At 38.7% G+C, this 20,247-nt stretch carries 21 protein-coding genes and 1 pseudogene; 19 read left to right on the top strand and 3 right to left on the bottom strand.

Annotation, left to right across the window (positions count from 1 at the left end; translation table 11 throughout):
- The first annotated feature begins 318 nt into the window (after positions 1–318).
- Together L1999_RS18945 and L1999_RS18940 are read left to right on the top strand one after the other, a co-directional pair.
- Positions 319–462 (top strand): hypothetical protein, encoded by a 144-nt coding sequence (locus L1999_RS18945; RefSeq protein ID WP_235739970.1) that lies wholly within the window; start codon positions 319–321, stop codon positions 460–462.
- 248 nt (positions 463–710) lie between these two features.
- Entirely contained in the window at positions 711–1,580 is an 870-nt protein-coding gene (locus L1999_RS18940; RefSeq protein WP_430540048.1) for a YitT family protein, read from the top strand.
- Positions 1,581–1,778: 198 nt separating this feature from the next.
- Here L1999_RS18940 and L1999_RS18935 read toward each other — a convergent pair whose 3' ends face one another.
- Together L1999_RS18935 and L1999_RS18930 are read right to left on the bottom strand one after the other, a co-directional pair.
- Positions 1,779–2,027: a sigma-G-dependent sporulation-specific acid-soluble spore protein CsgA gene (locus L1999_RS18935; protein ID WP_235739968.1), complete on the bottom strand. Its 249-nt coding sequence runs from the start codon at positions 2,025–2,027 to the stop codon at positions 1,779–1,781.
- A gap of 134 nt (positions 2,028–2,161) precedes the next feature.
- The gene (locus L1999_RS18930; protein ID WP_235739967.1) at positions 2,162–2,872 is read right to left on the bottom strand and encodes a class I SAM-dependent methyltransferase; all 711 of its coding nucleotides are present in this window, start codon (positions 2,870–2,872) and stop codon (positions 2,162–2,164) included.
- 210 nt (positions 2,873–3,082) lie between these two features.
- Between L1999_RS18930 and L1999_RS18925 the strand changes: the two genes are divergently transcribed.
- Positions 3,083–3,358: a hypothetical protein gene (locus L1999_RS18925; RefSeq protein ID WP_235739966.1), complete on the top strand. Its 276-nt coding sequence runs from the start codon at positions 3,083–3,085 to the stop codon at positions 3,356–3,358.
- 40 nt (positions 3,359–3,398) lie between these two features.
- On the opposite strand, the gene L1999_RS18920 is transcribed toward L1999_RS18925, so the two are convergent.
- Positions 3,399–4,280: a VanW family protein gene (locus L1999_RS18920; RefSeq protein WP_235739965.1), complete on the bottom strand. Its 882-nt coding sequence runs from the start codon at positions 4,278–4,280 to the stop codon at positions 3,399–3,401.
- A 174-nt stretch (positions 4,281–4,454) separates the two neighbouring features.
- Here L1999_RS18920 and L1999_RS18915 point away from each other — a divergent pair, with 174 nt between their 5' ends.
- The 16 genes and pseudogenes from L1999_RS18915 to abc-f all read left to right on the top strand — a co-directional run bounded on the left by L1999_RS18915 (position 4,455) and on the right by abc-f (position 20,110).
- Positions 4,455–5,003, top strand: coding sequence for a helix-turn-helix domain-containing protein (locus tag L1999_RS18915; RefSeq protein ID WP_235739964.1), 549 nt, complete (start codon positions 4,455–4,457; stop codon positions 5,001–5,003).
- Positions 5,004–5,232: 229 nt separating this feature from the next.
- Complete coding sequence (locus tag L1999_RS18910) at positions 5,233–5,427, top strand: hypothetical protein (protein ID WP_215042685.1); 195 nt, start codon at positions 5,233–5,235, stop codon at positions 5,425–5,427.
- Between the two features lie 190 nt (positions 5,428–5,617).
- A complete protein-coding gene (locus tag L1999_RS18905; RefSeq protein ID WP_235739963.1) occupies positions 5,618–6,370 on the top strand; it encodes an SDR family NAD(P)-dependent oxidoreductase in 753 nt (250 codons plus the stop codon).
- Between the two features lie 34 nt (positions 6,371–6,404).
- Positions 6,405–8,018: pseudogene (locus L1999_RS18900) on the top strand (long-chain-fatty-acid--CoA ligase).
- 94 nt (positions 8,019–8,112) lie between these two features.
- Positions 8,113–8,682, top strand: a complete 570-nt coding sequence (locus L1999_RS18895; RefSeq protein WP_215042680.1) for a TetR/AcrR family transcriptional regulator — start codon at positions 8,113–8,115, stop codon at positions 8,680–8,682.
- Between the two features lie 181 nt (positions 8,683–8,863).
- Positions 8,864–9,940: a phosphotransferase family protein gene (locus tag L1999_RS18890; protein WP_235739962.1), complete on the top strand. Its 1,077-nt coding sequence runs from the start codon at positions 8,864–8,866 to the stop codon at positions 9,938–9,940.
- Positions 9,941–9,958: 18 nt separating this feature from the next.
- On the top strand, positions 9,959–10,705 hold the full coding sequence (locus tag L1999_RS18885) for a 2-phosphosulfolactate phosphatase (RefSeq protein WP_235739961.1): 747 nt from the start codon (positions 9,959–9,961) through the stop codon (positions 10,703–10,705).
- A 77-nt stretch (positions 10,706–10,782) separates the two neighbouring features.
- Positions 10,783–11,562 carry an enoyl-CoA hydratase/isomerase family protein gene (locus L1999_RS18880; RefSeq protein ID WP_235739960.1) on the top strand — a complete coding sequence of 260 codons (780 nt, stop codon included), beginning with the start codon at positions 10,783–10,785 and terminating at the stop codon, positions 11,560–11,562.
- Positions 11,563–11,572: 10 nt separating this feature from the next.
- Positions 11,573–12,547 carry a quinone oxidoreductase family protein gene (locus L1999_RS18875; RefSeq protein WP_235739959.1) on the top strand — a complete coding sequence of 325 codons (975 nt, stop codon included), beginning with the start codon at positions 11,573–11,575 and terminating at the stop codon, positions 12,545–12,547.
- Positions 12,548–12,773: 226 nt separating this feature from the next.
- A complete protein-coding gene (locus L1999_RS18870; protein WP_235739958.1) occupies positions 12,774–13,475 on the top strand; it encodes a response regulator transcription factor in 702 nt (233 codons plus the stop codon).
- Positions 13,465–14,877: an ATP-binding protein gene (locus L1999_RS18865; RefSeq protein WP_430540047.1), complete on the top strand. Its 1,413-nt coding sequence runs from the start codon at positions 13,465–13,467 to the stop codon at positions 14,875–14,877. Before L1999_RS18870 ends, L1999_RS18865 begins: the two co-directional genes overlap by 11 nt.
- 144 nt (positions 14,878–15,021) lie before the next feature.
- Positions 15,022–16,509 (top strand): S1C family serine protease, encoded by a 1,488-nt coding sequence (locus tag L1999_RS18860; RefSeq protein WP_275677717.1) that lies wholly within the window; start codon positions 15,022–15,024, stop codon positions 16,507–16,509.
- 10 nt (positions 16,510–16,519) lie between these two features.
- Positions 16,520–17,410 (top strand): peptidylprolyl isomerase, encoded by an 891-nt coding sequence (locus tag L1999_RS18855; RefSeq protein ID WP_235739956.1) that lies wholly within the window; start codon positions 16,520–16,522, stop codon positions 17,408–17,410.
- A gap of 25 nt (positions 17,411–17,435) precedes the next feature.
- Positions 17,436–17,849, top strand: a complete 414-nt coding sequence (locus L1999_RS18850; RefSeq protein ID WP_235739955.1) for a hypothetical protein — start codon at positions 17,436–17,438, stop codon at positions 17,847–17,849.
- A 105-nt stretch (positions 17,850–17,954) separates the two neighbouring features.
- Positions 17,955–18,107, top strand: coding sequence for an RAxF-45 family protein (locus tag L1999_RS18845; RefSeq protein WP_235739954.1), 153 nt, complete (start codon positions 17,955–17,957; stop codon positions 18,105–18,107).
- 131 nt (positions 18,108–18,238) lie between these two features.
- Positions 18,239–20,110, top strand: a complete 1,872-nt coding sequence (gene abc-f, locus L1999_RS18840; protein WP_235739953.1) for a ribosomal protection-like ABC-F family protein — start codon at positions 18,239–18,241, stop codon at positions 20,108–20,110.
- The last annotated feature ends 137 nt before the right edge of the window (positions 20,111–20,247 follow it).

The following is a 20,247-nucleotide window of genomic DNA, read 5'->3' as shown; positions in this document are numbered from 1 at the left end:
GCAGTATCAAAACCGAAAATAATTTGTTTCTTTTAGGAATTTAAATTCCATTAAACGCATGTGAATTAATTCCTTCAACGGAACAAACACCCATCGGCTGAGTTTTTAAATTTTTCCTCTAGCTTAAAAAACTAAATGGAAATAATTATTTAAAAATCATTGGCTGGTGTCATGGTTGGGTCTCCTAAGCTGTTAACCATAAAAGTAGTTACTTCCTAATGGAGTAGCTTCTTTTTATTTTTATAAAACTCCAGAAAGATTTTTAGTATAAATAGTAAAAATTCTGGGAAAATAATCCCTGTAAGGGAGTTGAATAGTATGAATAAGAAAAAAGATCCAAACATAGCCCCTGGGATGGATGACCAAGAAGAACTAAATGCAAGTGCAACTGATAAGGAAGTAGCCGATGGGGAATACACGAGTGTGACCACCCTCTCCTACGATGAAGTTGACCCAAGTTGAATGGATTACTGCCTTGAAAAAAGGCAGTTTCTTTTTGTTTACGATGTGTAAAAGTTATTGTTTATTTTATAGCCTGGAGCGGATATCAACATTCAAGATTCATACAGTCTTTATTTAAAGAAAAGTAAGCATTTAAATATAAATAGCAGTGAATATTCATTATACTATTGGTAAGAGACTGTATTGAAAGGGGAAAGATAATGTCAGGAACACAAGAACTTAGTTTAATTGACCAGCAAGAAGCGATCATGGCTAAGATTGAGCACAAAGGTTTGACAAAGAAAAAAATCTTCCAACGAATCCTATTAATTACGCTTGGGGCAATTCTAATGGGTGTAGGACTGGAAATCTTTCTTGTCCCCAATAAGGTAATTGATGGAGGGATTACGGGAATTTCCATCATGTTGTCTTATATGACAGGTTGGAAATTAGGAATTTTCCTCTTTCTATTTAATATTCCCTTTATCTTTTTAGGCTATAAACAGATCGGAAAGACCTTCGCTTTATCCACTCTTTATGGAATTGTTATTCTATCTATTACAACCACCATACTTCATCCAGTTCCAGCTTTTACACAAGATATACTGCTTGCGACCGTTTTTGGGGGAATCTTGCTTGGTGCTGGCGTAGGTTTGGTCATTCGTTATGGAGGTTCATTAGATGGAACTGAAATTCTGGCCATTCTTTTCAACAATAAACTTCCGTTTTCTGTTGGGGAAATTATCATGTTTTTTAATTTATTCATCTTAGGGAGCGCCGGATTTGTTTTTTCGTGGGATCGGGCTATGTATTCGTTAATCGCCTATTTCGTTGCGTACAAAACGATTGATATTACCATTACAGGACTAGATGAATCAAAGTCAGTTTGGATTATAAGTGACAATGCCAGTCAAATAGGAGATGCCATCATGAATCGTTTAGGTCGTGGTGTCACTTACTTGAATGGGGAAGGAGCCTATTCTGGTGACCATAAGAAAGTGATTTTTTGTGTGATAAACCGACTAGAAGAAGCAAAATTAAAAGAAATTGTCACAGAGAATGATGACAGTGCCTTTTTAGCTGTGGCGGATATTGCGGAAGTACGTGGAGGCAGGTTTAAGAAGAGAGACATCCATTAATAGAGAAATGGAAAAAATGAGTGATGGCGATGGAGGTATTTGTAGCTTTTCTGGTTTTATTGTCATAAATAGGGAGAGGAGACGATGATTTTATGAATGTTTTGTCGTTCTATGCGCTTACCTAGGAAATAGTTTTAGCAAAAAATGAAATATTTCCGAAAAAGATGACAGACTGGTCTGCCATCTTTTTCAAATTTATCACAATAACTCATAAACCTCATTTAACTGAAAGGCTCTTTTCTCATCCTGTACCTCTTTTGCATGGTTTATTTCTTTAGGTAACATGTGGTTTAAAAAGTGAATTTCTTTTTGGGTTAAATCATTGACAAAAGAACCTTCAGATTTGTAAGCGCCTTCAATTAGTTTCTTATATATAAATCGTCCTTCAGTGTGATCGTCCGTGTAATTGGATAGTATCTCTTTTAAATACCCCAAAGTTTTATCCATGTAGTTATCCCATCCTTTCACCTTATTATTTTTCTTTGAAAGGACAATAATATTCATAATCCACATGAAAAGATACATGAAAAGATTATAGTGATAAAAAGACCTACTTTTTTACTAAAAAGTAGGCGGTCATTTTATTTAGTTACAGTTATAACCCGATAGCTGAGAGTATCTTGGTATTTAATAACGATATTCCCATGTTCATTCAAGATGTGAAAAAGTTCAGGTTCAAAGTTCGTGGAGAAATTAAATTCAGGTGTTTGATTTCCGTGACTTAGGGGTGGGATTTGGGTTTGAATTTCAATTTGACGGAACCCCGCAGCTTGTAAGAGGCGCATCCAGTCATCCTCGAGCAATAAAGTGTCAACCGCGTAGAAATTCATAATTTCGGCGGCTTCCTGCTTATTCACGGGGCGGTTAATGGTCATTTCGTTAGCTAATAAACGACCGCCTTTTTTTAATACTCGATAAAATTCATTAAGAGCTTTTGGTTTATTCACAAAAGCTAAAACGGACTCTGAGATGATAAAATCAAATGTTTGATCAGCAAACGGAATTTCCTCAATGGAGCCATGTATCAAAGAAATGGGAAACTGCAGCTTGTCAAAGCGGCTTTTTGCTTTTTCCACCATTATCGGATTGATTTCCAAACCAATCACATTTGCTTTGTAGTGCTGATATAAGTAAGCAGCTGTTTGCCCAGTGCCGCAGCCAGCATCTAATATAACGGATTGATCATTTATCTTTTCCTTTGAAAGAATGTCTTGTGTAAGAAGGATTCCACCTGGATGGGCACCCCCAACACCAAATTTTGCTAGAAAATCAAAATAAGTTAAATTTCCCATAGACACCACCCATTTTCTTTTTAGCCATTGTATGTAAAAAATGGTTTGGTGGTTCATCACTATCATTCTAAAAATAATTATAAGAACTCAATTGTTAAATATCAGCAACTTACGCATGTTTTGCTTCACATAATTTTGATCGTATCGTACAAATTAAGCAAATAGAGGGGAGAATTTTTAACTTCTATACCATGCAAAGGAGTGCTTAATATGAAAAAAATGACAAGACAACCACTTTTCAAATTGTTTACTCCAAAACCAAAAAGCAGAATGCCATTATGGGCATCACTTGTCGGACTAGGATTAAGCGCTGCGGTGTTTGGGATAACAAAAGGGAAGCGTCGAGATTTTGCACTTCCTTTTCAAAATGTAATGAAAAACTTTTCAGAAAAAACGAACTTGCCTAGCTTAAATGTAATGGACAATGCAGCTCTCTCAGAGTTTTCTGATGAGTTAATGGAAAGTGCCTTAACAAATAAACGTTAAATTTCGCCAAAAAGTCCGCTGTTGGTTCAGCGGACTTTTTTTAATATGGAGTATGTGGAATTTTCTTTGGCTGGTACTCAATCATATCTGAAGAGTAGAGATTAATAATTAATAAATGCCCTAGTGTTTTAGCTCGAATCAGGATGGGCTCTTTGTACGTATTTTTAAAGACAAAATCAGGTCCATACCAACTAACCGTCGCATCGCGTCCAGGTGGGATGTACGGAACCTTTCTCGAATGGGAAAACCTTTGGACAATTTTAAGTCCTGCACTATCTACAGCGTTAAAAAGAGTGGAGGATACCTGACAAATACCTCCGCCTATATCTTCTGAAAATTCTCCTCTCACAATCACAGGGGCCTTTAAATAACCTTTTGAAGCTGTTCTCTTTCCAACCACCTTGTTAAAAGAAAAAGTTTCCCCCGGAAAGATCACATAATTATTGATCGCCTTTGTCGCTAAATCGATATTATTGGTCCTAGTTTTGTTTCCTGGATTAAAGGACGTTACATATCGGCCAATTCGCATACTACGTAAATCTGCGAGTAATTCACTGTCCACTTTCGGGTAAACAGCTAACATCGGAATTTCTAATTTTCCTGAGCGGCGGGAAAACAAATAAGCATACAGTTGTTCCGTAAACGCTTGACGGTGAATTTGAGATCCAATCTTTTCAGGGACTATCTCACCATTTAAATCAATCGATGCATTTTCAGGCTTTATCGAGAATTGCTTGTCCAAGTTATCTAGGAATTGGCTATACTTCTTACCATCAATGATCGGCAAATCTGTATAGGGATAGGAGAAATCCTCCTGTTTAATGGTTGTCACATGGATCCCGTTTTTGGTTATAACTAAATGATCGGGAGAGGTTATCGGTTGTGATGTTAAGATAATGCCTAAAATACATGATAATATCATTAATTGCACGCCTCCTCATTATAATATAAGTAGAAATTTCCCTTTTCATGTAGAAATGTGAAGAGAAGTTGAACACAAAATATTTATTCTTATTTTTAACTCTTACTTTACAAATATTTAAAAATAATTTATTATCATTATTAATAATGATAATAAAGGAAAGGAACCATTATAATGGTAAAAGAATCAACCGTTGATGTAATTTTGCATCCCGTTCGAATGAGAATTATTCAGTCCTTAATAAACCAACAAATGACCGCACAACAATTGAAAGAATTACTCCCTGATACTCCACAAGCCTCCTTGTATCGCCATTTAAAAAAACTAGTTGAGGCAGGGGTTATTCATATAATTGAAGAGATACCAAATCGAGGAACAATTGAAAAGGTATATTCCCTTCAAGACCCTGCTAATGCCACCATATCGGTAGAGAAATTAAACAGTTTTACTAAGGATGAGCATATGGATTTATTTTTTAAGTTCATGGCTAACATCATGGGGGAATATGAGCGATATTTAAACGAGGATAAAATTGATTTAGCCCGTGATGGGGTATCATTTAGACAGACTTCTCTATTTTTGAATGACACGGAGTTTGCTCAATTTATTAAGGAACTATCAGAGATTTATACAAGAGTGACACAAAATAAGCCGGAAAAAGGAAGAAGAAGAAGAACAGTAGCCACCATTATAATTCCTGAACGGAAACATGAAGAACAATAGGGAGAAGCAAATGTCGCAAAGCGTAAATTGTCACTTCATCGTGAGTTTGTTGAGCTGCATAATCACTGGTGCAGGTTCACTTTGAGCTGAATCATTAAATAGGGCCGTCACGATGACAGTCCTATTTTTTAATGAAAAAAGTTGAAATTTATAGTATAGTAGCAGGGTATAACAAATGAATAGAAAAATGCTAGCACAAGGCTAGCGTTGAAAACAGGAGAGTTAAGACATGAATGATAGCGAAAGAATTCAATTGAATGTAAGAATCTCAAAAGAAACCTCTGCCAAATTGGATGAAATTGTTGAATACTATCAACAGGGGCTAAAGTTGGGCCGGATTTACAAAGGAGATGTTTTAACAGATATCATTGAAAAATCGTATGAGGTCATGAATAAACAGAAAAGATCTTTCAAACGGTACTGAGAGAAAAGGAGACCTTAAACGGGCTTCTTTCATTCCTTTGTTTTTTCCACCAAACCGCTAAAAAATTATTAGAATATTTAGAAAAGAAATTGAATAATTAAGTTTTGGAGGTATAATGGTACATATAACATACTAACTGGTTAGTATTGTTCGGAAGTAGAAGGAACGAGTGGTGAGAGGGCTGGTTTAGATGAAATTAAACGGTAGAACAGCTATTGTGACAGGCGGCGGCAGTGGGATCGGCCGGGCAGCAGCCCTTCGTTTTGCAAAGGAAGGTGCAAACGTCGTTGTAGCAGATATCGATTCGCCAAATGGGGAAGAGACGGTCAACTACATACATCAGCTAGATGGGTCAGCCATTTTTTTAAAAACTGACGTAGCTGACCCGGTGCAGATCATGCAATTAGTTAAAGCTGCCACTAGTACGTATGGTGGTTTACACATCATGTTCAATAATGCGGGGGTCGGGAATTCGGAAGTAAGAAGTGTGGATTTATCTGTGGAGGAATGGGATCGAGTCGTTGACATTAACTTAAAAGGTGTATTTCTAGGCATTAAATATGCAGTGCCTGCATTAATCAAGTCAGGCGGAGGTTCCATTATTAACACCTCAAGTCTATTAGGCTTAAAAGGGCAGAAATTTGTTTCCGCTTACAATGCCTCTAAGGCTGGTGTAGTGGTTCTGACACAAAATGCTGCACTTGAATATGGGAAATATAATATCCGTGTAAATGCCATTGCACCTGGAGTGATTGATACTAAAATTATTGATAATTGGAAACAGAACGAACGGAAATGGCCGATTATTTCACGAGCCAATGCCCTTGGAAGAATTGGTACACCCGAGGAAGTCGCCAATGCGGTGTTATTCTTGGCATCTGATGAAGCATCCTTCATAACTGGAACAACGCTATCAGTTGATGGAGGAGGACTGACATTTTAAGTTTGAAGGAAGAAAAAGAATGTGGAGGGGACATATGAGTCAAAACAAAGCCTGGTTGGCGCATTATCCTGAAAGCATAGATAAAACGATTACACTGCCTGATCTAGCGATGGGTCAGATACTACAAGAAACAGCTGCAAAATTTCCTTCTAATTTCGCCCTTTCTTTTTATGGCAGAAAAATCACCTACTAACAGCTAAACCAAATGGCAATGAGCTTCACGTCTTCCTTACAAAAAAATCAAGTAAAAAAAGGGGACAGAGTAGCAATTATGCTCCCTAACTGCCCGCAATATGTCATTTCCTATTATGGAATCTTGAACGCTGGAGCGATTGTTACGCAAGTAAATCCAATGTCTGTTGAGAGGGAATTGGGATACATTTTGAAAGATTCCGGTGCTGAGACCATTATCGTCCTCGATGCCTTATATCCAAGAGTTAAAAGTGTTCAGCTGGAAACAAGCTTGAAAAATGTCATTGTGGTAAGTATACAGCCGTCAGACCAAGATTTTTCTTCAGATCAAAGCTTTGAAAGCTTCTTAGGTAAGGGCGATGGAGACATTACTCCCATAACTTTTGAGCCTGAACATGATGTGGCAGTACTCCAGTATACAGGTGGAACAACCGGCCGGTCAAAAGGCGCGATGCTGACTCATCGCAACGTTTTGGCCAATGTTCTCCAATGCTATGAGTTTTTTAAACACGAAATAGAAATTGGAAAGGAAAAGTGTTTAACGGTCATTCCACTCTTTCATGTATTTGGGATGAGTTCATGTATGAATCTCTCAATCTATACCGCTGCTGAATCGATCATGCTGCCCCGTTTTGAATTAGAAGAGGTCTTAAATACTATAAAACATGAACAACCGACTATGTTCCCCGGTGTTCCTACGATGTATGTGGCGATCACAAATCACCCTAGGGCAGAGGAATATAACATTCAAAGCATTAGAACTTGTAACAGCGGCAGTGCACCGATGCCTGTTGAATTGTTGCGTAATTTTGAAACGAAGACTGGCTCGAAAATCCTTGAGGGTTATGGCCTTTCTGAAGCATCACCCACTACGCATTGTAACCCGCCATTTGCAGAACGAAAACCTGGAAGTGTTGGGATTGGCATGCCTTCAACAGAATACAAGATTGTCGATTTAGCCACAGGGACGGTTGAAGTCCAGGCAAGTGAGTTAGGCGAAGTAATTATTAAAGGACCGCAAATAATGAAAGGCTATTGGAACTTGCCAGAAGAAACGGCTCATACACTCCGTAATGGTTGGCTCTATACTGGTGACATTGCCAGAGTGGATGAAGACGGATATTTATATATAGTTGATAGAAAGAAAGATTTAATTATCGCGAGCGGATATAATATCTATCCACGTGACATAGAAGAAGTATTATATGAACATCCAGCCGTACAGGAAGCGGTTTGTATTGGAGTCCTAGACCCATACAGAGGTGAAGATGTGAAGGCAGTAGTCGTCCTAAAAGCTGGAAAGACAGCAACAGAAATTGAAATAATTCAATATTGCAAACAAAACATGGCTGCCTATAAGGTACCCCGGATCGTTGAATTCCGCGATCAGTTACCAAAAACAGGTGTAGGGAAAATTCTTCGACGCGCTTTAAGGGAAGAAACCATGAAGAACTAGCTGAGAATCCTTTAAGAACACATATTGTCGTAAGGGAGAGATCAATCTTATGGTATAATTTGAGTAACATCTAACAGAATGTGAGGACATAACGGTGAAAGAAAAAATAACGGAACAAAGCATCCGCTTATTTGAAAAGAAAGGATTCAGTGAAACATCCATACAAGATATTGTTGATTCCCTTGGGGTAACGAAGGGGACATTTTATTATTACTTTTCAAGTAAAGAAGAATTATTAATGGATATCCATCGCGGCTATATTGATGAATTACTGGTCCAATTGGAGCGGATTTTTAACGATCCATCCTTGAACTATAAAGAAAAACTATTTGAAGTAGTGTATATGCTCCTTTCGGATATTAAATCTCGGGGTTCTGCTGCGAAAGTGTTTTACCGGGAGTTAACCAATTTGAATGATGAGCATTCCACTGTCATTATTTCAAAGCGTGATCAGTTTCGCCTAAATATTGAGGCGTTAATAAAAGCAGGTATCGAAAACGGGGAATTTCGTCCGGAAATCAATGCTTCGATTATTACATTTGGAATTTTGGGGATAACAAACTGGAGTTATCAATGGTTTAACCCAAATGGAAGCTGCTCAGATCGAGAGGTTGCCGAAATTTTTGTAGATATGATTTTAAAGGGTATTCAAATGAATGGATAAACAAAAAGGAGAGGGTTATTTTTTAAATTTCTCTCTTTTTTTGAGTAGGATATACTAACCGGTTAGTATGAAAAAAAGCATGTACAGTAAGAGTCATAATGTAAAAACTCCTGGATAACGAGCTTATAATGAATTTTTGCATTCAAAAGCCGGAATCTTCAAATATGAAAGGAGGAATTTCATGCCAAGTCAAATGAATAAAGATACGATTCCAGTTCGACAAGGCGAAGAATTGGATTTGACTGTTTTGGAGAAGTTTTTGCGAGAAAATATTGATACATTACCGGGCGGACAGCTGGATATTTTGCAGTTCTCGGCTGGCCATTCCAATTTGACCTATCAGATTAAAATTGGAAATTGGGAGGCTGTGCTAAGACGCCCACCGCTCGGACCTGTGGCCCCAAAAGCCCATGATATGGGGAGAGAATACAAAATTCTCTCTTCACTGAATCCGATTTTTCCCGTTGCTCCAAGTCCGCTTCTTTATTCAGAGGACCCAACAATCGTTGGGGGTCCATTTTTTATCATGGAAAGAAAAAATGGCATGGTTATTGATACTTCTTTTCCAGAAGGGGTGCAAGTAACGAGAGAACTCTGCCGCCGCCTTTCAAAGGTAATGGTTGAAAAACTAGTGGAATTACATGAAATAGACTACAAACAGACAGGTCTTGCCGAGATAAGTAAACCGGAGGGCTTTATGGAAAGGCAAGTCCATGGCTGGATTGGAAGGTATGAGCGTGCGAAAACGAATGAGATCCCCGTGGTTGAGGCATTAAAAACCTGGCTAATAAATCATATTCCTAAACAGTCAGATGCTGCGGTTATCCATTATGACTATAAATTTAATAATGCCATGTTTAATGAGGAATTAACTGAAATGGTCGGACTGTTTGATTGGGAAATGACCACCGTTGGCGACCCATTGGCAGACCTTGGGGTGGCAATGAGTTATTGGAATCAGGGAAACGACTCGGAATTATTGATTAATGGGTTAGGGAAAGCGCCTATTACCGCTGTCCACGATGGTTTTTTTACAAGAAAGGAATTTATTGAACAATACGCCCAAAAAAGCGGCAGGGATATTACTAATTTCAACTTTTATTTAACCTTTGCCTACTTTAAACTCGCCGTAATTGGGCAGCAAATTTATTATCGTTACAAAAAGGGGCAAACCAGTGACACTCGTTTTGCAAACTTTAACCACTTTGTAAAGAACTTAATTTTGCATGCCGCACTTGTATCGGAAGAAAAGCTTTAATGGGGGAGCCGAATAGGAATGACAAAAATTCACCTTCTGATGAAAAAAGAAGAGATTAAAGAAGAAAAAATGGCAGCTGGAAATAAGATAGCAGTCGTCTTAGATGTTCTTCTGGCGACCACAACCATTGTATCTGCATTAAAGGATGGGGCAAAGGAAGTCATTCCTGTTTTGCATAGCTGTGAAGCATTAGGAGTTACAAAAAAGTTCTCCAAGGGGGAATATGTTTTGGCCGGAGAGCTTGAGGCAAGACCAATAGATGGATTTGTTTATCCAAGTCCAACCCTAATTAGTGAAAAGATTAAAGGGAAGACATTAATATTGTCTACTACTAATGGAACCGTCGCTCTAAGGAAATCTGCTCAGGCAGAAAGGGTCTATATTGGTTCGCTGCTCAACAATCCTGCAGTTGCCAGTTCACTGCAGCACTGTATGGATGATCATACCATCCTAATTATTTGTTCCGGTAATTCAGGTGAAACGAGTTTAGAGGATTTTTATGGTGCTGGGCACTTAATCGATTGTCTGCAAAAACAGAGGGAATATAAACTAACAGATGCGGCTAAAACAGCACTATATTTTTACCGCAGTCAAGATGATTCCTACGAAGTATTGTTAGATTCATATGTTGGCAGGCTGCTAGAAAAACATAATCAGCACCCTGACTTGAAGGTCGCCGCTTCGAAAGGAATTACCTCGATTGTACCAATTTTAACAGAGGGGAGGGTAACGGTTGAACCAACTTTGTCTCGCAAAATCGATTAACGCTAGGTATGCTGGTTTCCAGTTAGTAAAGAAGGATTGTCAAATATAATCAATCTAATGGAGAGGAAGATGAAAAAATGACGCAAGAACATTTAGTAGTTGAAAAACTTGGTCCAGTCTTATCCTTAACCTTAAATCGTCCAGAAAGCCTTAATGCCTTTAGCCCGGAGATGATCTTGGGAATTAAGGAAGCCCTCCTTCAAGCACAAAATGACGAGGATATTCAAGTGATTGTCTTATCCGGAGCGGGGCGAGCTTTTAGTGCCGGCGGTGACGTTAAAACCATGGGGCAGGCAAAAGGAGTTCAAGTATACGAACATATTGGCAAACTCAATGAGTTGATTGTATTAATGAAAGAAACAGAAAAGCCCATAATTGCAGCTGTTCACGGCTTTGCTGCCGGAGCAGGTGTTAATTTAGCCTTGGCGTGCGATCTCATTTTGGCAGCAGAAGGAAGTAAGTTTGCTCTAAGTTTTTCTCAAGTAGGTCTCATTTCCGATGGCGGCGGTTCTTATTTACTTCCTAGACTGATCGGCCCCCACTTGGCCAAACAATTCTTTTTTACAGCCGAACCGATCCCGGCTGAGCGCCTTTACCAATTAGGGGCAATCAACTATCTAGTTCCACTCGAAAAACTCCAAGAAGAAACAACCAAGTTTGCTTTAAAATTGGCACATGGCCCTGGTAAGGCATATGGAAAACAGAAAAAACTTATTGATCAGGCGTTTACCTTCACGCTTGAAGAGATCCTCGAACAAGAGCGTTTAATTCAAACGCTTATGGTGGAAACGGACGACCACCAAGAAGGTATAGCCGCATTTAAAGAAAAAAGAAAACCAGCCTTTAAAGGAAAGTAGAGTGAATAATATGAGAGCAATACAGCTAAGGGAATATGGTGGACCAGAGGTTTTAAACTTCGTCGATATTGAAAAACCGGTTCCTAAAGGACATGAAGTCTTAATCGAAATTAAAGCAATTGGTGTTAACTATGCTGATACGGCAAGACGAGAAGGACAGTATGTAGTAAAAACACCACTTCCATTTATTCCTGGGGCAGAAATAGCCGGAGTCGTTACAGCAGTTGGCGAACAAGTGACAAAAATAAAGCCTGGTACAAGAATTGTGACATTAATTGAATCAGGAGGTTATGCAGAATTTGCCATTGCGGACGAACGGTCGGTCATCCCTATTCCAGAACAATTAGATTTCCACACTGCTGCCGCACTGCCTCTTCAAGGTCTTAGCGCCTATCATATTTTAAAAACAATGGGGCGTTTGGAAAAAGGGGAAAGTGTCCTCGTGCATGCCGCTGCAGGTGGTGTCGGAACAATCGCTGTGCAGCTTGCCAAATTGTTTGGAGCCGGAAAAGTGATTGCCACCGCAAGTTCAGAAGAAAAGTTAGCCTTGGCCCGCGAAATGGGAGCGGATGTTCTAATAAATTATACCGAGCCAGATTGGGAAAAGCAGGTACTTGAAACAACAGGCGGCAAGGGTGTAAATGTTGCACTTGAAATGGTCGGTGGTGAGGTCTTTAATAAAACCGTTAAATGTCTAGCCACATTTGGCCGCCTTGTTATTTTTGGTGCAGCAAGCGGCGAGCAAAGCCGGTTCTATCCATCATCACTTATGGCGAGGAATCAATCCGTGATTGGATTTTTCCTGCCGCAAATTATGAGAAAACCAGAACTGCTTCAGCCGAGTTTAGTAGAATTATTCTCTTATCTTGGCCAAGGAAAATTAAAGCTGACCATTGGCGGGGTGTTTCCGTTAGAGGAGGCAGCTAAGGTTCATACCTTATTACAATCACGAAAGACACAAGGCAAATTGATTTTAGAACCATAAAGAATGAAACTAGTGGAGCATATTGATCCACTAATTTAATTGGAATATTAAAGGATTAGAGGAGGCTTGAACATTTCAAGTCTCTTTTTCGTTGTGAAAAATTAAATATTAAAAAACTATGAACAAACTCTTAATTAAAATGTAATTATTGGGCAGGAGGTTGGATATGCAAAAATTTTCGTATAAACTAAGAAAAAAGAGTCTTATGGCTAGGGGATGAGTAACTGTGAAATTATTAGTGATTGAAGATAATAAAAGTGTCTGCTCCATGATTGAGATGTTTTTTGCTAAGGAGGGGATTGATGGCGAGTTTGTTAACGATGGATTAGAAGGGTACAACCGTTTTAAGAACGGAACATGGGACGCCCTAATTATCGATTGGATGCTTCCAGGTATGGATGGGGTTACAATCTGCCGGAAAATCCGCGAAGAGAAGTTTACTATTCCAATTATTATGTTAACTGCGAAAGATAGTGAATCTGACCAAGTACTAGGTCTTGAAATGGGAGCGGATGATTATGTCACGAAGCCGTTCAGTCCGCTAACTTTGATGGCCAGAATTAAAGCCGTAACACGCAGAGTCCAGAATCAGGAGCATAAAGAACAAGACAATTTCATAAAAACGGATCATTTTAGGGTGAATAAAATCACGAGAGAAGTATTTGTAGATGAAACACCGGTGACAAATTTAACACCGAAAGAGTTTGATTTACTTTCTTATATGGTGGAGCACCCTCGTCAAGTCTTTTCTCGTGAACAATTACTAGAACGTGTATGGGGATATCAGTTCTACGGAGACGAACGTACAGTGGACGTTCATATTAAACGTCTGCGCAAAAAAGTGGAAACTACGTTACAGCCTTTCTTCCATACGGTTTGGGGAGTAGGATATAAATTCGATGATGCAGTTAAAGCAGATGAAATTTAAATATTTTTATCAGCAGTTTTTTAGTCATATTAGTATTATTATTGTTGCATTTTTATTGTTAAGTATATTATTTGCTCATTATGTCGAAAACCTGATATATGAAACGAAATCGGAAGAACTGATTTCATACGGAAAGGCGATTCTATCCGATTTAAAAGACGCAGCACCTATAGACTCGGATGATGTGCTTAATCAATACAGCAATGTATTGGCAGCAAGGAAGATGAGTTTTAGTATGTTTGATCAGGATGGTCACCTCTATTTAGTTAATAAACATGGTCCCGCCATTAAAAATTTATCTCAGAAGGAGTGGGATCAAGTAACGAAAGGAAAGACATTAATTGTTCAAAGCGACTTTAAACGATTTGGGCAAGAAGGGGTCACCTTTGTTGTACTGCCATTTATAGAAAACCAAAGATTCTTCGGCGGAGTCTTGTTAACGTCGCCTATCAGCGGTTCCAGCAAGATGATTCAGCAGCTAAATAAGTATTTACTTTATACCATTTTCATTGCTTTTGCTGTCTCCTTTTTACAGAGTATGTTCTTATCAAGAATTCATGTTCATCGGATTAAGCGGCTCCGTGAGGCTACATCACAAGTTTCTGAGGGAAATTATCATGTTAAAGTTAATTCTTCAAATTTCGATGAAATTGGTGAATTAGCTAATGATTTTAACCATATGGTAAATAAAATTAATGAATCGATGCTCGAAATTGAAAGTCTTGAAAATAGAAGGCGCCAGTTCATGGCGGATGTATCCCATGAAATGCGCACACCATTAACAACGATTAGCGGTGTAATTGAAGGCCTGAAAAATGATATGATTCCTGAAGAAGATAAGGAACGGGGAATTAATTTAGTGAATCAAGAGGCGAAAAGGCTGATTCGTCTAGTTAACGAAAACTTGGATTTTGAAAAAATACGATCTAATCAAATTAAATTATTCAAAGAGGAAATTCAATTATTAGAAGCGCTGGAAATTATCCAAGATCAATTGAGCATGTTAGCGGAAGAGAAGAACAACCGCATTATCGTTGATGCCGAACCTGAGATAATGGTACTGGCTGATTATGACAGGCTTATTCAAATATTAATCAATATCACAAAAAATAGTATCCAATTTACCGCCGGTGGAACGATTTGGCTGCGCGGAAGAAAAGAAGATAATGCCACAATTATTGAAGTAGAGGATACAGGAATTGGAATTGATTCTAAAGAAGTTGAAAACATCTGGCGCCGTTTTTATAAAGCGGATATTTCAAGAACCAGTACGCCATATGGAGAATTTGGATTAGGTCTGTCGATTGTGAAACAATTAGTACTGCTTCATAACGGTGAAATAGATGTTACTAGTGAAAAAGGAAAAGGTACGAAATTTACGATTCGTTTAAAAAATAAATAATCGAAAAAGCTGCGGACTGACCGCAGCTTTTTCATGTTTTTAAAGCATTTTTCTTAAACTCGTTAAAGTTTGTTAATAATTTGTTAAGATTTGTGAGTTAAAGTATAGACAAGGTAAGTAATAGATTAAAGGAGATCGATGATGATGGACTTCAAAAATAATAATGAAAATGAATTCGAAACCAATCAATCAAACTCATCTGAGATGAACAATTATACAAATCCACAAGATCCTTCCCTTGAAAAAATGAAGGACGAAAGCCATTCAGAGAATACTGTGAATGCAGTAGATGCGACTTTCTCAGTAGAGTCGAATAAGACAAGGGACGATGAAGACCTTAGGGAAAGAAGATTAGCAGAAGAAAATGTTGAACCTCCTGTAGCAGAACAAACCCGTGCCAATCTTCATCCGGAAACAAAAAAGCGTAAGGCAAAAGGATTTGTTTCCACGATTGCAGCGGGTGTTATTGGTTCAGTTCTAACGCTAGCTGTTTTACCGCATACTGATTATTTGCAAAACTTTAATCAAAATGGCCAAGATCAAGAGGTTAGCAGCCTTACTAGTAGTAATAATGTTAAACCCGTAACGGCACAGCCCACAGCTGTATCGACAAATTCCGTTGCTGACACCGTAGAAAAGCTGTCCAAAGCGATTGTTGGTATTGTAAATTACCAGCAGCAGCAACAACAGCAATCAACTGATTTTTGGGGCAATTCCGATTCAAGTTCAAATTCTTACTCGGATCCAAACTCATCACAAAGTGTTGAAACCGGCTCTGGCTCTGGGGTTATTTTTCAAAAGAATAATAATATCGCTTATATTGTGACCAATAATCATGTAGTTGAAGGGGCATCTAAGCTTGAAATTTCACTATATAACGGTCAAAAGACAACTGCTGAAGTAGTGGGAACCGATGCGTTAACAGATTTGGCCGTCTTAAAAATTGATGCAAAATATGTTACGACTACGGCAAACTTTGGGGACTCAACCAAATTAAGACCTGGGGACACGGTTTATGCAATTGGAAATCCACTTGGAATTGATCTATCTAGAACTGTAACGCAAGGTATCGTTAGTGCGACTAACCGGTCGATTTCCGTGTCCACCTCTGCAGGTAATTGGGATACAAATGTTATTCAAACAGATGCAGCAATTAATCCTGGGAACAGCGGCGGTGCTCTAATCAATACTCAAGGTCAAGTGATTGGAATTAACAGCCTGAAAATATCCGAAACCGGGGTGGAAGGGCTAGGTTTCGCAATCCCAAGTAATGATTTTATTCCGATTGTGAATCAACTAATTAAAAACGGTAAGATCGCTCGTCCATATTTAGGTGTCGGCCTAGCTGACTTAGACCAAGTGCCGCAGATGTACTACCAAAACCTGCCACAGAATGTTACAAAAGGTGTGTTGGTCATGAATATTGACAACAATTCTGCAGCAGCGAAAGCAGGATTCCAGCCAAAGGATATCATAGTATCCATGAATGGAACTCAGATCGCAAATTCATCAGAACTCAGGAAATATTTATACTCAAAAGTGAAAACAGGTGACACGATTAAGTTTGAAGTGTACCGAAACGGAAAACTGATCACCTTAACTGCTAAACTAACGGCACAATCGGAAGGATGATGGCAAGGTAATGACATGGCTAAAGAAAAATAAAATGATGACCACGCTTATTTTGGCGTTCATCGTTGCTGCAGGTGTCTATCTAACCTTTACCTTCACAAAGGATGATGCGGTGGCAAAGTTTAATGGTGAATCCATTAGCAAGGATGAACTGTATGATAAAATGGTCGAACAGTATGGTTCGGCCACCGTTAATCAAATTATTAGTGATAAAATTGTTGCAGCAGAGGCAGCTAAACAAAAAGTTACCGTTTCAGATAGTACAGTCAATAAGGAAATTAACAATTTAAAAGAACAATATGGTGGAGATGACGCCTTTAATGAGGCGCTTCAGAGCAATAATACCACTCTTACTGTCGTTAAAAACGATTTAAAGAATTATCTCATCCTAAAAAAACTAATGAAACCAGATATCAAAATTACTGATAAGGAAATGAAAACTTATTTTGATGAAAACAAAGATTCATTTGCGTCAGCAGAACAAGTAAAAGCCAGCCATATTCTTGTTGCAGATGAGAAAACGGCAAAGGAAATCAAGCAAAAATTGGATAATGGCGAGGACTTTGCAGCATTAGCAAAAAAATACTCGACCGATGAAGGAACAAAAGCTAATGGCGGCGAGCTTGGTTACTTTGCAAAAGGAACGATGGTAACTGAGTTTGATAACGTAGCTTTTTCCTTGCCGGTAAACACCATCAGTGACCCTGTAAAGACACAATACGGGTACCACATTATTAAAGTGGAGGCTAAAAAGGCAGCACAAGCAGCAAACTATGAGGACAGCAAGGCCCAAATAAAAGAAACATTATTTGATCAAAAAGTCGATTCTCAATATCAAACATGGATAGACAGCAAGAAGAAGAGCTATGATATTGAAAATACATTGAGTAAAGAAGCATAACCCAACAACCAAGGGGTGGACAAAAGTGAATCGGGTAGGGAAACATGCAGCCAGCAGTACAGGAGATGACCTTGAACTTATGAATATGGTCTTTGAATTGCCTGAGAAGGATAAGATGATCATGTGGTCAGAAGGCTATATTGACCAAGTTATCGACAAATTACCTGAGTATGCCCGTGATACGTTGGAAAATCGTAAGGAAAAATGGGAAGATTCAAAAGCTTATTATGAGCAGCAGTTGAAAGAAATTGTCAAACAGGAAGAGTTTAAATTAATGATGAAGAGCGGACGAAAGGAGTTCGCCCTTTTCGTCATGGATCGTTATCCAGAGTTACAGTCCCTATTATTTTTAATTTATGATAATCATTTGAAGGATGATGATTTACGTAAATTTGTATACCGCAGAAGGTTTAGCTCAAGAAAGAAATACCTTCACTGAGGTAAATTTTAAACTTTCAGACAAGTTGGATAATTTGGGCTTGCAAATGCTTCTTAAACATTTTACAATGGGAGTAACTTGAATGAAAACGGAGGTGGGGAAGAGATGAAACGTTCTATTATTGCACGTCTAGAGTGGCTTAAAGCGCTAACTATTTATCGTGCAATTTTTCATGAAGTAGTTTTCCAAGGGAGAAGTCTGCCCTTTTTTCGAAACTGCATACAGAAATTAGAACGAACACATCTCTTTGCCCATTAAAATAGGTATGTAGAAGAGGGTGCTTCGTGTGCTCTCTTTTTTCATGCCGTTGTAAAGCTGCGGGAAAAAGATGCCCGTAGCTTATTTTGCGTAATAGAGATGTTCATTTTATTTTTTTAAGGAGAATGAACATGATTATCTGTAGTATAAATCATATATCAAAATCGTACGGAGGCAATACGATATTCAAAGACTTATCCTTTGAAGTACACGAAGGGAGCCGGATTGGCTTAGTCGGCCGGAATGGCGGTGGGAAAACGACATTAATCAAGCTGATTGCAAATCAGGAACCGGTTGATGAGGGGATTATTCACTGGAGAAAGGGATTGAACATTGGCTACTTAGCTCAAATCCCTGATTATAAAAGTTTAACGGTAAGGGAAGTTCTTAAAACTGCCTTTGGAAAATTAATCCAAACCGAATTAAGGCTTCAGGAAATGGAGCATGAAATGGCTCAAGAGTTTACTCCTATTGACTTACAAAGACTCATGGACCAGTATGGTATCCTTCAGGATGAGTTTATTTTAAATGGCGGGTATGAAATGGAAGCTCAATTAGACAGGATTGCTAGTGGATTAAATATTACCCATCTGCAGGAACAGACTTTCGCGGCCTTAAGTGGCGGGGAGAAGACCAAGGTAGGCCTCGGGCTTAGCTTGTTGAGGAATCCTGATCTATTGCTTCTGGATGAACCGACTAATCATCTAGACCTAGAAGCGATCGAATGGCTGGGCTCCTATCTGAACGACTATAAAGGGACGATTATTCTGATCTCTCATGACCGTTATTTTTTAGATGAGGTAGTGACAATAGTACTGGAAATGGAAGATGGTGAAGTCCAGTTATTTCATACGAATTTTAGTGGCTACGTGAAAGAGAAAGAAGAAAAGTTGTTGCGGGAATTTCAAGAATATCAAGAGCAGCAGCGGAAAATTAAAAAGATGAAAGAAGCCATCAAGCGTCTTCGTGATTGGGCGAACCGGTCAAATCCGCCAAGTGCGGCGCTTCATAAGCGAGCCACCAATATGCAGCGCGCCCTTGACCGTATTGAAAAACTAGAACGTCCCAAGATTGACGTCAAAAAATTGGCCATTGATTTTGATGCGGGAGATCGGAGTGGGAAAGATGTTATCGTTCTTGAGGGCGTTTCAAAGAGCTTTGGTACTCATAATTTGTTTAATGAAGTGAATATGCTGGTCCAATTTAAGGAAAGAACTGCCATCGTCGGTGATAACGGAACAGGAAAATCCACTCTGTTGAAAATGATTCTAAAGGAAGTCGAAACGGATAGAGGGGTCATTAAGGTTGGGAGTAATGTGAAAATGGGTTATTTATCTCAGCATGTCTTTCAGGATTTTGCCGATGAACAAGTGATCGATGTATTTCGTTCTGAGGTAGTAGTGAATGAAGGAGAAGCCCGCCATATATTAGCCAAGTTTTTATTTTACGGTCAAGCGGTGTTTCGTAAGGTGAACCAGTTGAGTGGGGGCGAGCGGATGCGTTTGCGGCTGGCACAATTAATGTATCAAGACATTAATTTGCTCATCTTGGATGAACCGACAAACCATCTGGATATTGATTCATGCGAAGTCCTGGAGGAAGCGCTGGAAAAGTTTAATGGGACGATTTTAGCTGTATCCCATGACAGATACTTTATAAATAAAATATTTACTAAAACCTATTGGCTTCAAAATGGTCGTCTCCACCATTTCGACGGTAATTATGATTGGGCAAAAGTGAAGTTGGCACAGAGTGTAAGCAAACCAATCGTTTCTAAGGTAGTCGTCGATAAAACCATCCCTCCAAAAGCAACAAAGGTAGGGAAGACAAAAACAGAAGAAATTGAGGAAAAAATTGAACAGATTGAAAGTGATATTTCTGATCTAAAACAAAGGCTTGAAAAGGAAAGTGAGCTGGAATTGCTGCAGAAAATATTCCAGGAGATTGAAGTAAGGGAAAGTGAGCGCGACCAGCTTTATGCACTTTTGGATGAGGTAATTTAAGAAGCAAAAAAGCCTCCTCAGGAAATTTCTGGGGAGATTTTTTTGAATGGTAAATGGTACGGCTCTCTTTTTTTTGAGAGACTTTTCGAAGTGAGAAATCTCCCATATAATAAGAAATGTTCCTATTTCTGAAGGTG

The organism is Neobacillus drentensis, from assembly GCF_021560175.1.
GTDB lineage: Bacteria > Bacillota > Bacilli > Bacillales > Cytobacillaceae > Neobacillus > Neobacillus drentensis_A.
This window is presented reverse-complemented; position numbering and strand designations above follow the sequence as displayed.

Excerpts from the sequence above, each read along its gene's own strand:
- L1999_RS18885 (WP_235739961.1), top strand. The coding sequence starts at position 9,959 with ATGACAAAAATTCACCTTCTGATGAAAAAAGAAGAGATTAAAGAAGAA.
- L1999_RS18855 (WP_235739956.1), top strand. The coding sequence starts at position 16,520 with ATGACATGGCTAAAGAAAAATAAAATGATGACCACGCTTATTTTGGCG.
- L1999_RS18875 (WP_235739959.1), top strand. The coding sequence starts at position 11,573 with ATGAGAGCAATACAGCTAAGGGAATATGGTGGACCAGAGGTTTTAAAC.
- L1999_RS18890 (WP_235739962.1), top strand. The coding sequence starts at position 8,864 with ATGCCAAGTCAAATGAATAAAGATACGATTCCAGTTCGACAAGGCGAA.
- L1999_RS18920 (WP_235739965.1), bottom strand. The coding sequence starts at position 4,280 with ATGATATTATCATGTATTTTAGGCATTATCTTAACATCACAACCGATA.
- L1999_RS18880 (WP_235739960.1), top strand. The coding sequence starts at position 10,783 with ATGACGCAAGAACATTTAGTAGTTGAAAAACTTGGTCCAGTCTTATCC.
- L1999_RS18925 (WP_235739966.1), top strand. The coding sequence starts at position 3,083 with ATGAAAAAAATGACAAGACAACCACTTTTCAAATTGTTTACTCCAAAA.
- L1999_RS18935 (WP_235739968.1), bottom strand. The coding sequence starts at position 2,027 with ATGGATAAAACTTTGGGGTATTTAAAAGAGATACTATCCAATTACACG.
- L1999_RS18905 (WP_235739963.1), top strand. The coding sequence starts at position 5,618 with ATGAAATTAAACGGTAGAACAGCTATTGTGACAGGCGGCGGCAGTGGG.
- L1999_RS18860 (WP_275677717.1), top strand. The coding sequence starts at position 15,022 with ATGGACTTCAAAAATAATAATGAAAATGAATTCGAAACCAATCAATCA.
- L1999_RS18930 (WP_235739967.1), bottom strand. The coding sequence starts at position 2,872 with ATGGGAAATTTAACTTATTTTGATTTTCTAGCAAAATTTGGTGTTGGG.
- L1999_RS18945 (WP_235739970.1), top strand. The coding sequence starts at position 319 with ATGAATAAGAAAAAAGATCCAAACATAGCCCCTGGGATGGATGACCAA.
- L1999_RS18910 (WP_215042685.1), top strand. The coding sequence starts at position 5,233 with ATGAATGATAGCGAAAGAATTCAATTGAATGTAAGAATCTCAAAAGAA.
- L1999_RS18940 (WP_430540048.1), top strand. The coding sequence starts at position 711 with ATGGCTAAGATTGAGCACAAAGGTTTGACAAAGAAAAAAATCTTCCAA.
- L1999_RS18845 (WP_235739954.1), top strand. The coding sequence starts at position 17,955 with ATGAAACGTTCTATTATTGCACGTCTAGAGTGGCTTAAAGCGCTAACT.
- abc-f (WP_235739953.1), top strand. The coding sequence starts at position 18,239 with ATGATTATCTGTAGTATAAATCATATATCAAAATCGTACGGAGGCAAT.
- L1999_RS18865 (WP_430540047.1), top strand. The coding sequence starts at position 13,465 with ATGAAATTTAAATATTTTTATCAGCAGTTTTTTAGTCATATTAGTATT.
- L1999_RS18915 (WP_235739964.1), top strand. The coding sequence starts at position 4,455 with ATGGTAAAAGAATCAACCGTTGATGTAATTTTGCATCCCGTTCGAATG.